The organism is Prosthecobacter sp. (assembly GCF_014879935.1).
Lineage (GTDB): Bacteria > Verrucomicrobiota > Verrucomicrobiia > Verrucomicrobiales > Verrucomicrobiaceae > Prosthecobacter.
Genome location: NZ_JACSRD010000100.1, coordinates 29,567 through 45,984, shown reverse-complemented (window position 1 = coordinate 45,984; position 16,418 = coordinate 29,567). Strand labels below are relative to the sequence as shown.

Annotated in this window: 9 protein-coding genes; 3 read left to right on the top strand and 6 right to left on the bottom strand. The window is 64.9% G+C overall.

Features of this window, described 5'->3' with window-relative positions:
* Positions 1 to 144: 144 nt before the first annotated feature.
* The 3 genes from IAE77_RS06505 (at position 145) to IAE77_RS06495 (ending at position 4,148) form a co-directional block, all read left to right on the top strand.
* Positions 145 to 750, top strand: a complete 606-nt coding sequence (locus IAE77_RS06505; protein ID WP_294223551.1) for a hypothetical protein — start codon at positions 145 to 147, stop codon at positions 748 to 750.
* A gap of 95 nt (positions 751 to 845) precedes the next feature.
* A complete protein-coding gene (locus IAE77_RS06500; RefSeq protein ID WP_294223548.1) occupies positions 846 to 2,429 on the top strand; it encodes a hypothetical protein in 1,584 nt (527 codons plus the stop codon).
* A 45-nt stretch (positions 2,430 to 2,474) separates the two neighbouring features.
* Positions 2,475 to 4,148 carry an FAD-dependent oxidoreductase gene (locus IAE77_RS06495; RefSeq protein ID WP_294223545.1) on the top strand — a complete coding sequence of 558 codons (1,674 nt, stop codon included), beginning with the start codon at positions 2,475 to 2,477 and terminating at the stop codon, positions 4,146 to 4,148.
* Positions 4,149 to 4,170: 22 nt separating this feature from the next.
* Here IAE77_RS06495 and IAE77_RS06490 read toward each other — a convergent pair whose 3' ends face one another.
* The 6 genes from IAE77_RS06490 to IAE77_RS06465 form a co-directional block, all read right to left on the bottom strand.
* The gene (locus tag IAE77_RS06490) at positions 4,171 to 7,932 is read right to left on the bottom strand and encodes a WD40 repeat domain-containing serine/threonine-protein kinase (RefSeq protein WP_294223542.1); all 3,762 of its coding nucleotides are present in this window, start codon (positions 7,930 to 7,932) and stop codon (positions 4,171 to 4,173) included.
* A gap of 23 nt (positions 7,933 to 7,955) precedes the next feature.
* Entirely contained in the window at positions 7,956 to 8,702 is a 747-nt protein-coding gene (locus IAE77_RS06485; RefSeq protein WP_294223539.1) for a sigma-70 family RNA polymerase sigma factor, read from the bottom strand.
* A 120-nt stretch (positions 8,703 to 8,822) separates the two neighbouring features.
* Positions 8,823 to 9,215, bottom strand: a complete 393-nt coding sequence (locus IAE77_RS06480; RefSeq protein ID WP_294223536.1) for a type II toxin-antitoxin system VapC family toxin — start codon at positions 9,213 to 9,215, stop codon at positions 8,823 to 8,825.
* On the bottom strand, positions 9,208 to 9,432 hold the full coding sequence (locus IAE77_RS06475; RefSeq protein ID WP_294223533.1) for a hypothetical protein: 225 nt from the start codon (positions 9,430 to 9,432) through the stop codon (positions 9,208 to 9,210). The genes IAE77_RS06480 and IAE77_RS06475 overlap by 8 nt, the downstream gene beginning before the upstream one ends.
* A 41-nt stretch (positions 9,433 to 9,473) precedes the next feature.
* Entirely contained in the window at positions 9,474 to 13,007 is a 3,534-nt protein-coding gene (locus tag IAE77_RS06470; protein ID WP_294223531.1) for a hypothetical protein, read from the bottom strand.
* Positions 13,004 to 16,414: a hypothetical protein gene (locus IAE77_RS06465; RefSeq protein WP_294223524.1), complete on the bottom strand. Its 3,411-nt coding sequence runs from the start codon at positions 16,412 to 16,414 to the stop codon at positions 13,004 to 13,006. Before IAE77_RS06465 ends, IAE77_RS06470 begins: the two co-directional genes overlap by 4 nt.
* Between the last annotated feature and the right edge of the window lie 4 nt (positions 16,415 to 16,418).

Here is a 16,418-nt window from a genome sequence, read left to right as displayed (position 1 = left end):
ATCCGTTATCCAACCCGTGAGTACAACTTCTTTCTCTCGCCTTTTGAGGTTTTAAAACACTGCCTAGGCTTTAGCCGATCAATGACATCCCGAACGTGCCAAACCGTCGGCTAAAGCCTAGACTCCAACTCACCCATTCGACCCATGTATCGCTGGCGAAAACTCAATGAGGAAGAGCGTGTCGCAACGCTCGCTTGGCGTCGGCAGATGAAGCGTCCGCCGCACAGCCCGCCTCATCTCGATAGCGGTCAGCGGCATTACTTGATCACCGCCGCCTGCTATGAGCATCGGCCGCATATCGGTCACACGGTGGAGCGCATGAATGCGTTCGCCGCAGCGTGGCTCGACGCTCTCCAGGAGCACAGCATTGGCATCGCTGCCTCGGTGGTGCTGCCGAATCACTATCACGCGCTCGTCTGCACTTCCGAGGTGAACATGCTTCTCAAGCGACTCGGCCGGCTTCACGGCCGCTGCTCCTTCGAATGGAACGGTCAGGAAAACACGAGGGGCCGCCAAGTCTGGTGCAACGCCGTCGAAACCGTGATGAAGAGCACGGACCACTTCCACGCCACGGTGAATTACATCCATCACAACCCCGTGAAACACGGCTACGTCGAAAAGTGGACGGATTGGCCTTGGTCCAGCGCGTCTGATTTTCTCTCCGAAACCAACCGCGACGAAGCAGAGCGCCTGTGGAAGACCTACCCGATCGACCGCTACGGCTCTGGCTGGGACGATCCAGGAATGTGATCGCGAATTCCGACGTTGGAGTCCAGGCTTTAGCCGATCAATGACCTCCCGCACACCCCAAACCGTCGGCTAAAGCCTGGACTCCAACTCACCCCATGAAGCGCCGCCATTTCATCCACACTCTCGCCGCCACGCCGCTGCTGGCGGTGGATGCGCCGCGCAAAGCGCCGTTTCGGGTGATCTACAGCAATGACCTCACGAATATCACCTCGTGCGTGAGTCCCTTTCATGCCGCCCGGGAGCCGTTTCGGCCGGAGATGCTCGATGCGTCAATTGATGAGGTCGCTGGCTTGGTGGATGCGCACTTTCTCCAGCCGGGGCTCGGCGTGGTGCCGCTGTGGCCGAGCAAAGTGATCGACCTGAAAGAGCACTTTGCGTGGATCAAACAGCGCTATGGGCAGAAACCGGATTCGTTCAGCCAGTTCGTGCTGAATGGTGGCGACATCGTGCAACGCTTCATCGACCGCTGCCGCTCCAAGGGACAAGCGGCTTTCGTCTCGCTGCGAATGAACGACGCGCATCACAAGGAGTTCGTCGATCCGAAGCCCGGTGACAAGCCGGGCAGCAGCATCGGCATGAGCGTCACCCGCTGGTATGCCGAGCATTCCGAGCACCGCATCAAGCCGGGCTCGCTGCGCGGTGCAGACCTCGTTTTGAACTGGGCGGAGCCCGAAGTGCGGGCGCAAAAGCTCGCCATGCTCCGCGAGCTCATCGAGAACTACGACCTCGACGGCCTCGAACTCGATTTCCTGCGCTTTTACAGCTACTTCCGCCCCGAAACGCCCATCGAGCAACGACGCGTCATCATGACGAACTTCGTCCAAGACGTGCGAAAGCTCCTCGGGCCGAAAAAATGGCTCTGCGCCCGTGTTCCGTGCTACTTGCCCGCTTTGGACGAACTCGGTCTCGATCTCAAAGCTCTCGTCGCCACCGGTCTCGACATGGTGAACGCCTCCGCGCACTACTTCACCACCCAGCAGCACGATCTCGCCGCGATTCGGAAAATGACCACCGGTGCGACGCTCTACTTCGAACTCTGTCACACGATCTGGAAAGGCGACAAAGTGCAGGCCGGTTACGACGTGTTTCCCTTCCGCCGTGCCACCCGCGAGCATTTGCACACGAGCGCGCATCTCGCGTATGGTCGCGGTGCCGATGGCATCAGCCTCTTCAACTTCGCCTACTATCGCCCGCACGGCCGAGGCGAAGGCCGCGGCGAGTTCGGTGAGCCTCCGTTTGAGGCACTGAAGGCTCTGCGAGAACCGCAAACGCTGGCGAAGGAGCCACAGCACTGGTTCATAGCCTCCGGGTGGCGTTCGCCGGGCGCCAGACCGCTGCCAGTGCCACGCAAAATCGAGCTGAACAAGCCCGCGAAGTTCAACTTCGATCTTGCCGCGCCTCGCGGTGAAGCCCGAGTCCGGATTCAAACCGACAGGAGCCTCGCGGGCAGCGAGTGGACCGCCGTTTTCAATGGAGAGCCGCTCTCTGCGACCAATGACGTTTCCGAGCCCTTTGCCGTGCCCTATCCCTCCATGCTGGGCAAGCCGGAGGAACTGCGCGCATGGCAGATTCCGGCCCCCATGCTGCGCGAAGGCAAAAATAGCCTCGAAGTCACGCAAACCTCGGGAGATCCATGCTCCGTGATCTTTGTCGATCTGGCGAGTGGTCACACGCCTTGACCAGCAAGGCAGGCGCGGTTGGTTCGTCTCAAACCGACCAACCTCATGAAGACTCTTCTGTCCGCCCTTGCCCTCCTGTCGTCACTTGCCGCTGCCGCGGTGGTGGAATCGGACGTGTGTGTCTATGGCGGCACCTCCGGTGGCGTGGCGGCGGCGGTGCAGGCGGCCCGGATGGGGAAGTCGGTGGTGATTGCGGAGCCGGGACGGCATCTCGGCGGGATGACGAGCGGCGGGCTCAGTGCGGTGGACATTGGCGATCCGCGTTCCGTTGGCGGCATCGCGCGTGAGTATTTCACCAAGCTGGCAGCCACGGTGGGCGTGACACTGGCGTGGGACAAGCCGTTCGAGAGCAAGGGCGGCGGGCCGGCCACGGGCGGGGCGTATGCCATCGAACCACACAAGGCGGAGCAGGTCTTCACTGACATGGCGAAGGAAGCGGGCGTGAAGGTGCATGTCATGGCACGCTTGGCGTCTGTGAAGAAAGAGGGTGCGCGTATCACCGAATTCGTGACGGAAGATGGCACCGTGTTTCGCGCGAAGATGTTCATCGACTGCACCTACGAGGGCGATTTGATGGCGAAGGCCGGTGTGAGCTACACGATCATGCGCGAGGGCAACGCGAAGTATGGCGAGACCTACAACGGCATTCATTACAATGAGAGGTTTCTGCCGCGCACCGGGTTTGAGCAGCCGGGGCCGACTGGACGCCTGAAAAATGGCCTCGGCGCGTGGGATCGCGACTTTCCGCTCGATCCTTATGTCGTGAAAGGTGATCCAAAGAGCGGACTGCTGCCATTGATCAATGAAGGCGAGCCAGGCACGCCCGGTGATCCTGCTCCAGGAGTCCAGGCCTACTGCTACAGGCTCTGCCTGACGACGAACCCGGCGAACATGATTCCCATCACGCCACCGTCGGACTATGATCCCAAACGCTACGAGATCGTGGTGCGATTCATCGAGGCCTGCATCGCCAACGGCGACGACATGGACCTGCGCTGGTTTTCCAAGCACGATCCGCTGCCGAATGACAAGTGGGATTTCAACACGGCCACCTTCGGCGGGAACCTGCCCGGTGCTTCGTGGGCCTGGCCGGAGGCCTCGTATGCCGAGCGCGAGAAGATCGCGAAGCAGCATGAGAACTACCATCGCGGCCTGCTGCACTTCCTCGCCACCGACTCACGCGTGCCGGAAAAGGTGCGCAAGGACATGCAGCGCTTCGGTCTGCCGAAGGACGAGTTCACCGACAACGGCGGCTGGCCTCATCAAATCTATGTGCGTGAGGCCCGGCGCATGGTCAGCGACCTCGTGCTGACGGAGCATCACACGTTTGGCCTGAAGGTTGCGCCGAAATGCGTCAGCCTCGGCAGCTACGGCACGGACACGCACGAGATCCGCCGCATCGTGAAGGACGGCGTGGTGACGCGCGAGGGCAAGACAGCCGGAGGACGCGATGGAGCGCCGCCTTATCCGATCGGCTACGACGCCATCCTGCCGAAGAAGAGCGAGTGCGAGAATCTGCTCGTCACCTTCGCACTCAGCGCCAGCCACACAGCCTTCAGCAGCATTCGCATGGAGCCTGTTTTCATGTGTACCAGTCAGAGCGCAGCGACGGCCGCGGTGCAGGCGATTGAGGAGGGTGTCTCGGTGCAGGATGTGGACTATGCGAAGCTGAAACTGCGGTTGGAAAAGGACGGCCAAGTGCTGGTGTGGCACCGCTGACTGCAGCCGGGTCTGATGACGCTCACGGCGGCAGCAAATTCTTCGCAGGATCGGAGGTGAGCCAGGCGGCCCAGGCGGCGATTGTTTTGTCTGTGTCGGGCGGAGGCTGGCGGGCCGCTGCGCGGGCTTGCTCAAAGTGGGCGTAGGGCACGGATTCGAGGACGTTCTGATCGTTGAAGCGGCGGCCGAACCACGTTTCGGCGAACCGAAGGAACCATTCGGGCAGTGGCGCGGTGAGGCGGGGCAGATTCCACAGGATCGGCGGGCCTCCGGTGCGCAGGCCGAGGAGGCGGTTGCTGTCGGAATGGAAAGCGACAGCATCAATGAGGCCGCTGGCGGGCAGATGGAGCAAAAGGCGGCCGGTGGCGAGTTCGCCCACGCGGGTGGCTCCGGCGTCGTCGCCTACGGCGAACCAGGAGCCGTCACCATTGATGGCGAGGGAACGTCCGCGGGCGTTGAGGTAGAGCGGCGTGATTTGTTCGCGGCCCGTCGCGATGTCCCAGACGCGGGCGGTGAGATCGTGAGAGCCAGTGGTGACGAGGTGCCGCGCATCGGGCGTGAGGGCCACGAGGATGCCGGTGTCCTCCATGGCACGGTCACCATGGCGCAAAGGAGCAGTCACGGGGGCTCCGGTGGCGGTTTCCCAGACGCGGGCGGTGTTGTCGAGGGAGCCGGTGGCGAGGCGTTTGCCATCGACACTGAGCACGAGGTGCTGGATGGCGGCCTCGTGGCGCATGGGCGGGCCGGCGGGCTTGAAGATGGGCAGCCACCAGACCTGCGCGGTGGCGTCATCGCCTGCGGTGATGGCCTGGGTGTCGGCGGGATTCAGCAGCACGCGATTCACCCGGCCGCGATGTCCGGCCCGGCTGGCGAGCGTTTTGCCCGAGGCGGTTTGCAGGAGGGTGAGGAGGCCGTTTTCATGGCCGAGGAGGGCCAGGGTGCCATCGTGAGAGAGTGCGGCGGTCTGGATGCGGGCGGGCAATTCGATCGGCGGGCCCAAAGCGGCCCCGGTTTTCACCTGCCACGCCTGCAAATCTGCGCCGTTCCAGGAAACCAGGGTGCTGTCATCGCCCGAAACGGCGAGGCGGGCGGGATCGCCGCCGGCGTGCTGGTGCCAGGGCTTGTCCGCCTGATCGTGCAGGTGCTGCGCGGCGCGGAGACTGGTGCCGGTGGCCGTCGTCTGGCTGCCAGCGGCTGGGAACAGCCTCGCGCGGGCGGCTTTGGCGGGAATGAGGCTCTGGCGCAGGCGATGCACGGCGGCTTCTGGTCCCAAAGTGCGGCGCAGGTCCCAGAAGCGCACGAGACCATCGCGGGCGGAGGTGATGAGCGTGCGGCCCTGATCGGCGAAGACGATGGCATTCGGGCTGCGGGTGTGGGCCAGCGGCACGGGCTGGCTCACTGAGGGATCGGAGTTCCAGGCCCAGAGGCGCACGAGCATGTCCCGCGAGGCGGTGGCGAGCGTCTGGCCGTCCGGGCTGAAGACGGCGTCGTAGAGGTCATCGCCATGCAGCAGGAACTCGGAGAGCGCCTCGCCGGAGCGGGTGCTGAAGACGCGGGCAGTGTTGTCGTAGGAGGCGGTGGCAAAGCGCAATCCATCCGGACTGAAGCGGATGGCGTGGACCTCGCGCACATGGCGCGGCGTGCGGCCGATGGCGGTGTTTTTGGCCACATCCCAGAGGGCCACATTGCCCCGGGCGGTGCCGAGGGCGAGCTGGGTGCCATCGGGCGACCAGACGAGCTGCGTGATGCCGTTTGGCAATTTGTCGCGCACGACGTTCAGGAGGGCCAGCAGGCTGCCCGAGGCATCCAGCAGGACGATCCGGGCATCATTGAGGCCTGCGGCGATCCGGCCGGAGCCAGCCGGGCAGACGGCGATTTTGGTGACGCGAAGGCTCGGCAGTCCACCGGGGGCTCTTTGCAGCCAATCGGCCGTTTTGACCATCCAGCGCTGTTTGCCAGAGGCCAGATCCCAGGCCGCAAGATGGCCGGAGGCGTTCGCGGCGATGACTTGATCCGCCATGAAGGCCAGGGCGGGCCAGCGGGCGTCATTGCCGGGCAGCGCGGCATCGAGATGGAGCTGCTTTTGGCCATCGGCGATGCGCCAGACGGTGAGGCGGTTCGTGGTGGCCATGCCGCCGAGCCATTGGCCGTCGGGGCTGAGGTCCAGGGCCTCGATGTAGGGAAAGGGCAGCTTCAGACGCGGCTCGTTGCCAAAAGGGGTCGTCCAGAGCCAGAGGTGGCCATCGCTGCAATGGGTGACGATGTGCTGCTCGTCCTTCGTCATGCGCATGGCCATCACCGTGGTGGGATGCTGCAAGGGGGCGCGGAGCACCTGTGGCGTGGAAACAGAGGCCAGGGTGGCGATGAGGCGCGTGGCGGCTGCGGTGTTCGCGGGATTCGTGCGCAGGGAGCGGCAGAGGTGCGCCACGGCATCGCTGGCACGCTCACTGGCCATGAGTTCCTCCGCCATGCGGAAGTCGGCCTGGCTGTACACCTCCCGCATCCGCTGCTGGGCAGATTCGGCTTCGGCACGGGCTGTTTCTGCCTTCACCGCCATGCGCTGGCTGACGAAGGCGGCGGCGATGAGGGAGCTGGCGGTCAAAATGATGCCCGCGGCCATGGCGCGATGCCTGCGGGTGAATTTCACCAACTGATAAAGCGTGCTCGGCGGCCGGGCGGTGACGGGCCGGTGCTCCAGGTAGGCGCGCACATCCTCGGCCAGGGCACCTGCGGAGGCGTAGCGGCGGTCACGCTCCTTCATCAGGGCCTTCAGCACGATCCAGTCGAGCTCGCCACGCAGGCTGCGGGCGGCGTTTTTGCGCAAAACGAGGGCCACACGGCTGGTGGCCGGCCCCTCCGAGGTGCCGACGCGGGTGGAGGGGCGCGGCGGGTCCTCTTCGCGCTGGCGGCGCAGCAGCTCGGCCTCGCTCACGGGCGTGCCCAGTGTCGGGCGAAAGGGCGTGGTGCCGGTCAGCAGCTCGTAAAGCACCACGCCGAGCGAATACACATCGCTGCGCACATCCACATCCACGCCGCCGGACACGGCCTGCTCCGGGCTCATGTATTCCGGCGTGCCGAGCACATGATGAAAGCGGGTCAGCAGCGTGCGCTCCGTCAGCGTTTGGGAAAGAGCGCGGGCGATGCCGAAGTCGATCAGCTTCACCACGGGCTCACCACCCTGCTCACCACGCACCACGATGATGTTTGAGGGCTTCAGGTCGCGATGAATGACGCCTTTTTGATGCGCATGATGCACGGCATCGCAGACCTGGAGGAAGATGAGCAGCCGGTCACGCAGCGCTGGATGATGCTCCTCGCAGAAGGTGGAGAGCGCCTGGCCGGGCACATACTCCATCACAAAGTAGGGCCGGCCCTCCTCCGTGGCACCGGCGTCAAAAACCCGCGCGATGCCGGGGTGATCCATCAGCGCCAGGGCCTGCCGTTCGGCCTCGAAGCGGGCGATCACCTGCCGTGTGTCCATGCCGGGCTTCAGCACCTTCAGCGCCACGATGCGGCGCACGGGGCGGAGCTGCTCCGCTTTGAAAACCTCGCCAAAACCACCTTCGCCGAGCCTGTCCCGCAGCTCGTAGGGGCCGATGCAGCGCGTGCCGTTGTCGCCAAAGCCCACCGACGTCTCGTCTGTCTCCGCCACATCGGAAAAGACGGACTCAAACATCCTCGCGGCCACACAGGCGGGGCACAATTGCTCCCGAGCATCCGCCGGCAGCGGCTTTCCACAGGTGGGGCAGATGGCGGACGCGACGGTGGCAGCTTGGGTGGACATGCGCGGGATGTTTTGCAGGTCTCTCAGGCGCCCTCGGCCACCACCGTCATCAGGTAGCGCATCTCGTCCGCCACATCGGCTGGGTTTTGCACCGTCTGGGCCACTTCCTCCTCCAAAATGGCCCGCAGGTGCTGGCGCAGGCGGTGGGCAGCCACGCGGGCCGCGCCCTCGCTCATGCCCGTGGCCTCCGCGATGGTTTGGAAAGAGGTCTGTGCCCCGGTGAGAGCCAGCGTGGGCTTCAGCGCATCGAAGAGCGCACCTTTGCCCGCGGCCTCATACTCCTCGCGCAGGCGTTTGATGCACAGGTCGAGCCAGGCCATGGCCCAACGCTTCTCAAAGAGCCGCTCCGGCGTGGCGTGGTCCGCCGGTTCGCTGAGATAGGCGGCCTCCGCAGCCTCGGAATCCAGCGAGACAAGCGGCTCGATGCCCGCGTGGCGCTGCGGAGCCTGGCGGGTCCACTGCTTCGCGGCGAAATTCCCCAGCGCGGTGAGCAGGTAGGACCTCAGGCGGCCCTTGCTGCCATCGGTGCTGATGTTTTCCAGACGGTCCCCGGAGAGCATGCGGGCAAAGAAGCTCTGCGTGAGATCCTCCGCGTCCTCCGGGCTATGGCCGCGACGCCGCAGGAAGGCGTAAAAAGGCATCCAATACATGCGGCAGAAGGCATCCAGCGCCTTTTGCCGCGTCGTCGCATCCGCGCTGCGGGCATCCAGCAGCACACTCCAGCGGGTGGCTGGGAGCTGGGACGAGCCTGCGGCGGTGGTGGCGGCCATGATGCCCGCAACCATAGCGTGGGTGACGGTGCGGCAAAAGTGAATGCTCCTTGATTCGTGCATGCCAAGCGAAGAGAGCAAGGCTCGGCTCCACATCCTCCACATCCCGTTTATGCCCAGTTACCACATCTCGTGGTTCAGCCCGTCGATGCGCTGGTAGTGCGCGTCCGTAGTGGCCACGGTCAGGCCCAGATGCATCGCACATGCGGCGATCCACATGTCATTGAGCGGGATGGGCTGGCCTTTTGCAGCGAGGCTCGCACTGATCTGCGCATAATACTTCGCTGTTTCATCATCGACGTTGACGAGGGTGACACCGCCAAGAAACTCGTCGATTTGGGCCAGATGTTTGGCGGGTCGTGCGGAGCGATATGCTCCGTCGTAAAGCTCGCCAAGGGCGATGCTGGGAAGGTAACGTTCGGAGAGTGCGGCAAGTCGTGAACTGATCTCCCCGCCTTGGCGAAAGTGGCGGATCACCACGCTGCTGTCCAGCAAACGGATGTCGTCATTCATGGGCATCAATGCGGTCGGCAGTTTCACGCACGGCACGCTCAAAGTCCTCGCCTTCCTGGCCTGTCATGCAGCCAGCGGTGGCCAGGATGGCGGCACGCTGACGGCTGGCGTTTTCGTTGCTGGGATGCAGCGAGTGGATGTAACGCGAGACTTCCACCAGCTTGGTGGCTGGCATTTCGCGAAGGTCGCGCACGATGGAGTCAAAGATGCTCGTCATGGTCAGATTCTAAGTGGCATCGGTTCTCTTTTCAATCGGCCTCAACGCAGTCGCGTGACCACGCGGAAGAACTTCCTCATCGCGGTGCCGCGGGGGATGTTGAGCGAAAACTCACCGGGCGTGGCTTCGGTGCCTTCGCGGCCGCTTTCGCCGAAGCTGCTCAGGTCTGCCGACTCCTGGATGCCGAAGCGGAAGTAGCCGCCGTAGCCGGCGGGGAACCTCCAGCGCAGGTCGATGCCTGGCCCGGCGTCTGGCGTTACTTCCAGGCCGGAGATGAGGAGGTCCACGGGCGGGTAGGCGGGCTGGTCGTTGGTGAGGTCGGGATCACTGCCGAGGAGGTATTCCTGGAGCAGCGAGTGCGCGGAGCCGGGGGCACGCGAGAGCGGGTCAAAACCGGTGGAGCCGAGGAAATAGCGCTCCCAGGCATCGGCGAGCAGATTACCATCGAGATCGACAGGCGCACCGAGGTCGAAGCTGGTCACGCGGGCTGCGATGACCTCCAGATTCTCCCGCCCGGCCGTGCTGCCCATGTCCGCAAAGGCGGTGACCTCCACCTGCGTGCTGGCGGTGAGGCCAAAGCTGCCCGGAAAGAGCCATTGGGAGCCGTTCGGCTTCACGAGGTTCCAATCCGTGCCGCTGCGGAAGGTGGTGTGCAGCGTTTCATCGACCGCGGGCAGGTGCGGCGTGCCCGTGCCCTGAAACACTGGCCGCGTTGGGGCGGCAAAGGTGATGGCATACATGCCAGCCATCACGCTCATGCGTCTCGCTTCCGGCACGGTGCTGAGCGTGGCATAGGTGGCATCGAGCATGCCATGGGAGACAAACTCCCGCAGCACGTCGAACGGCGGGCGGTAGTGGCCGGGGTTGGCGTTGTTGTAGGTGGCGCTGATGCGGTAGATGTCCTCCGCCACATCCAGCACGGCTTTGAGCGGATCAGCGGCGGTGTCCACGAGGATGGAGTCGATGTGCGCGACGAGATCGGCGATGCGCCAGGCGCGGATGTCCGTGGTGCTGGACCAAAAGGTGGGCGCGGCGGCCAGTGCTTCCATGGCGGCAAAGGACAGGCCTTTTTGATCCGCCGGGAGCATGTCGAGATCCCGGAAAGGCGTGAGCGTGCCGTTGAAAAACACGCCGTGCATGGGGCCGAGATCATGTAGGAAGCGCTCCAGCATCACGAGCCGGGCCGTGGTGCGGTGGTCGATGGTCACCTCCTGGGCAGGACGCTGCGGCGGGGCGGCGGCACGGCGGGCGGTGATCCAGCGCTGCGCCTCCGCAGCGGCATCAGTGGTGGCATTGTAGCTGAAGGTGAAGGCGGTGGGCACCACGGCAGGCACGCGCACCACGCCGAAGGTTTCGCGCCCGGCTGGGCTGGGTTCACCAACGGCGGCTGGAAGCGTGAAGATCGGCTGCGTGCTGACGATGAGGATGCGCTGGCGGTCATGGATGCCGGTGCAGACGAGATCGCAGCGGCGCTCGCCACTGATGACTTCCACGGTGCCTGTGCCGAGCAGGACGCCGGTGGTGTCATGCACCCGCACCTCGGTGCCAACGGCGGCGGCTCCCGTGCCGATGATGCCACCTGCGGCATTCACGCGGTTGCCACGCGGGATGATGGTGAGCGCAAGTGTGTCGCCCGCAGCGGTTCGTGCCGTTTCGGCGGGTTTCGCGGCTGGATTGGCGGGATCGGCAGTGCCTCCGGCGAGGATTTCATCCAGATCGCTGAAGCCATCGCCATCGTAGTCGCTGGGCGTGCCGTTTTCTGTGAGCGAGCCATCGGGGTCGAGGCCCAGCGCACGCTCGACGAAGTCCGGCACGCCATCGCCATCGCTGTCCTGATCCTCCGGGGTGCGGCGGAAGGTGTAGCTGGCAGTCTGGCGCGGGGTGAGCGTGCCATCTGCGGCGCGGCCGTAGAACTCCAGCGTGGTGTCCGTGACGAAGGGCGAAGGCTGCGCTCCGCTTTGGAAGGCGGAGGTGGGAGAGGTGCGCCAGTAAAGCGTGGTGGTGCCATTGCGGGCGCTGAGGGTCACCTGCACGCTGGTGTCGTAGTCGCCGCCGGGCGGATCGGCGCTGACTTCGTCGCCCGTGGTGCCGAGCGTGGCATCCAGGGTGAAAAAGGAGAGATCGGCGGTGATTTGGTTCGTGATGGGGATCTTCGGCGGTGGCGGTGGAAAGCGCCCTATGATGCGCGGATCGCCGAGGCCGCCGTTGGCGCTCTGATAAGCCTCGGCGGTGACGTTGATGCTGCCATCGCCCTGCGCCACGGCGTTGCTGCTCCAGTGGCGGGCGCGTTCGGCGCTGAGCAAGCGGGCGCTGCTGTCGGCGAGCGGGTGTTTGTCATAAAACAGCACGTTCCCGGCGAGCTGCGTGGCATTCACCACCGGCAGCGTGCCCTGCCAGGTCTGCACATAGCCGCTGCCATCATGCTGGAAGCGACGCGCGATGCCAGAGAGGCCGCTGCTGTCTCCCGAGGCCGGCGAGAGGGCAATGAAGCCCGCGTCATGCAGCGGCACCGCGCCGGAGACGCCGAGACCGGTCACGGGGAGCGATTGCTGGGGCGAAAAGCCTCCTGCGGCGGTGAAAGTCTGGATTTGGGCACTTTGATCCGTGAAGAGCACGAGCAACTCCGTCTCCGCACCACGCGAGAGCGTGTAGATGGACTGCACGGGCTTGGAAAAGCTCCATGAAGCCGGGGCGCTCATCGTGTAGAGGCCCCAGATGAAGGAGGAGATGCGGCTGGTGCGGACCGTGGAGCTACCACGCACATAAAAGACCACATCCGTGGCCGTGGTCTCCAGCGGACCGCTGGTGAAGCGGCAGTTCGCAGGCAGGCCGGTGACGCTGGCGGAGGTCGTGAGCGCATCCGTGCCAGCGGTCCACAGCTCAAAGCGGCTGCCAGTGCCGTCCGCCAGGATGGCTCCGAGCGCCCGGGTGTCTGCCGTGGCCAGGATACGGCTGAGGCGCAGCGGCCGCCGCGTCATCGTCGTGCTGCCGGAGGGAGTCCAAGCACCGCCGGCATCCTGGCGCAGGATGTGGCGCGGGTAGTTGCCTGAAATGCCGAGGTCGCAGGCCAGGTTCACCTCTTCGAGGGCATTGTTCACCGCGCCGGGCACATCCAGCGGGCCGACCACTGCCGGACCAGCCGAGGGCAGCGTGACGACGACCGGCTGCGGTGCTTCCTCGTTCATCGCGAGCAGATGCATCCGGTTGGCCGTTGGCGAGGCCACACCGAGGGCGGGATGGTTCACGTCGAGGAAATTTCCCACCGCCATGCCGCTGATGCCCGTCATGCCGGCGGACTGCACCTCGCCGAAGGTGAACCCGGCACCCGCCGCATTCGCCAGCGCCATGCGCCAGGCTCCGGTGGCCTTGTCCAGCACCAGGAAGTCCACGCGGCCATCGCCGTTGAAGTCGGTATTGGCGGCAAATTCGCCCGTGAGACTGCCATCGGGGCCGTTGTCGTAGGTTTGGCCGCAATCCGGGCACACCGGGATGGGTGGAGCCGGGCAGATGCGCGGCAGCAACACGCACAGCAGGAGCAGGAAACCGCGAGGAAGAGGCAAAACGGAGGTTTTCATGGCGGCGGTGAGATGGTGACGGTGTTCGTGGGGATCACGGCGCGGACCTCGTGGGTCGTTTTGTTGTAAAAGACGACGTAGTATTGGTATTGGGCGTCCTTCACGACGGGATGGCGGTCCACGATCCAGAGGCTGCCCTTCAGCTCATCACCCGAGCGCGGCAGCAGGGCCATGACCCACGGATCATGGATGATGGTGTGCGGCTGGTTTTCAGGAGCCGGGCCAGCGGGTTCGTGGCTGTAGGCGATGTCCTCGATCAGGGGCGTGACCTGCACGATCTCGCCATTTGGCAGACGACGGCGGTAAAGCGCACAGGGCAGGGGCGTGACGCGGTCGGTGAAGTCGCCGAGCATCCCGGTCGTGTTTGAGCCCATGAGGCCATACTTTTTGGTCACGTAGTCCAGCGGGTTCACATGGCCGTGGAGGTAGCTGGTGAGCACGGAGCCACTTCTTCGGGCTCCGCCCCAGGTGGTGTGGGTGAGGACTCCCCACTCGCCGATCTTCACCCGCGGCCCCACGCGCACCTGGCTCATGGATTGGTTGATCACCTCGTCATACTTGGCCTCCAGGCCTTCGGAGTTTGGCAGCACGGGAGCCAGCGGTCGCGCAGGCCAGGCCAGGTCTCCCTGCGGGACGACCGGCTGCGGCTCGGAGGCGGAGACCCAGCGATGCAGTAGCATCTCGCTGAACTCACCGGCTGGGCGGCCCTCCACCGCGTCAGCAGGGTCCGTGGGCTCCATGACATCGACAAACGGCCCGGGACCCACGGCACGGACAGCCACGAGATAGTTCCGGTTTTCCTCAATAGGGATGGTGGCGGTGAACTTATCCGAAGGGCCGGTGGCCACCTGGACGACAGCCACGCGCGGCGTTTCATACGCGCCCATGGGAATGCTGAAATCGCCGGTGCTGCCGTAGGGCGGGAGGTTGGGGCGCAGATTGGCGGAAAGCTGGTTTCCGGCGGCTGCGGGTGGATTTGAGGCCTCCTTGGCCAGCCAGACCTCAAAGCGCTCCACACCGTGCGGCGGGCACACCCAGTCCAGCCGCATCGCCGGGGCGTTCCCGTCCGTGGTGGTGGAGGTGATGGGCTTGAGCTGCACCTGCGGCAGGCTGCCGGAGCGGGATTCGAGGCACTTGATGAGCGCCAGCGGCGAGAAATGGCCGTGCAGGTCATCCACCTGCGCGTAGTAGCAAAGCCGGGCGCTGTGCGCGGGCGGGTTCTTGTCCAGCAGGGTGACGTTTTCGTTGTTCACCGGCCTTGTGCCCTGGTGAATGAGCGTGAGCGGGCCTTCGTTGACGCGGCGGTAGAGGCGGTAGCGCTTGCCCTCGGCCCCGCACATCAAGTCGATCTCCGGCCCGACGAGCGTCTTTCCATCCAACCCCGGCCCGACGTGGTGAACGACGTGATCATCCGCCCCGGCGGGCACATCCACCGACGCCACCGTGAGCTCCCACGGCACGATGGTCATGGTGCTGCCGACATTCGCGGGCATGGCGAGACTGGGTTCCTTCGCCGTGGTGATGCCGACCCGCAGTCGGGCGCGGCACCAGAGCTTGTCTCCGCCTGCGGCGTTCACAATCGGCACTGGCACCGTGATGGAGGCCACCTGGCCGTTCATGGGGGCCGAGCCGACAAAGTGCTGGCTGGCGTCATAAAACTCCACGCTTTCCACCAGGGGCGCGGCAGTGCTGGTGCATTGGAAGATGACGTAGCGCACGTTCCCGGCGGGATATTCAGGCGGGATGATGACCGAGCCCTGAAGCGGCTTCGCCACGAGTGACGCCGTGAAGCGTTTCACGTTCACCGTGCCGATGGGTGGATCGATGAGGCCCAGATTCGGCAGATGGCCGACGCTGGGGGCGGAGTTCTCGGAGATGTTGGGGCCGCACACGCCATTGTCCACGGCACGGACGCTGTAAACCCAGGGCTGGCCGGCATTGGTGGGCGTGACGGGTGCTTTGGCACCAGTGTCCTCATACACATACCGCAGGGTGGCACCCACATGCGGCACGAAGGCGATGCGTCCCGTGCCCACGGGCACCGGGTCACCCACGGGCGCGTGGATCAGGCCATCCGACTGCACCATCGGGGCGAAGTGCTGCATCTGCTCGACGCTCTGCCAGCGATAGACGTGATACCCGGCGATGGCGCCGATGCCTTCTCCCGGCTCCGCAGGCAACCAGCGCAGGCGGAAGTGCTGGTGGCCGGTCTTGGTGACCGTGTTGTAGTCGTAGAGCGGCTCCACCCGCAGGTCCTCCGGCGGAAACGGCGGCATCCAGCCGCACACGGTGACGAGCGTGCCGAGCGAGAGCTCGCCATCGCGCCCAAGGACATCACGAGCGGCGATGTAGTAGTAGAACTGCTGGCCGTCCTGGAACGGCGTGCCGCCGCCGAAACGGTCGTTGTCATCCGTGAAGAAGCTGGTGGTGGTGTCCGCGGCCTTCCAGGCATCCGCATTCGTCAGTTCGCCATCTGGGAGCACCGGCAGGCGGTTCACCCGTGCTACCTGACCCGGTGCGGCGGCCATGTGAGCCAGCAGCGTGGCCGCCGTGGTCTGGGGAGCGAGGCCCTTGGACTCGGCGTAGGCTTTCTCCACGCGATACACATTGAAGCCGAACTGGAGCAGGGACTTCACCCGCAGATCATCCGGGGTGCCCCAGCGCAGATCGACGGACAAGTGGCGCTTGCGGGCCTCCTTGCGCGTGGTGTCTCCCGCGCCCTCACGCACCAGCGGCAGCAGTTTGAAAGGCGGATCTGGCTGCGGCAGCGGCACGACCTGCCCGGCGGTGAGCGTGACACGGCCGATGACGCCCAGATCCGTGCTGCTGGCGGGGTCAAACTCCCGCAGTTCATACGTCACCTGACCCGCTGCCGGCAGTTCGCCCACATAAGCACGACCCAGCACGAGCCCGAGGCCCGGATGACGACGTGCGAGCAGCTTCAGGTTCTCCCGCAGCTCCTCCTTGTCCAAAGAGGCCTGCACGCAGAAGAGCACCTTTTCCGCGAGCTGGGTGCCGCCGGGAGGCAACACCTGGCGGAAGTTTTCCTGAAGGGCACTCTCCAAGGCACCGAGGTCCTCCCCCACATTTTGCGCCCGGCCCAGCACCGCCGTCACCATGCGCAGATCCCAGGCCGGGCCGATGACCGACTCCCGCTGGTAGGGCTGCACGGAGGCTGCATCGCCTGATTTGCGATAGATGGCCAGCGTCTTCGTGCTGAGCAGCGCCTCGTCCCCCGGCTGCCAAAGCAGGTAGGACCAGTTCCGCCCGCCGGTGGTGATGGTGGTGCCGCCAAAGAGCACGGCTTTGGAGAGATTTGTCTCCGCCGCGACCGCCAGACCGGTAGCCAGTAGCAGAGCCGCCAGCCCAGATCTCCATGGAAGGTTCCTGCGAGTGTTCGAATTCATGACA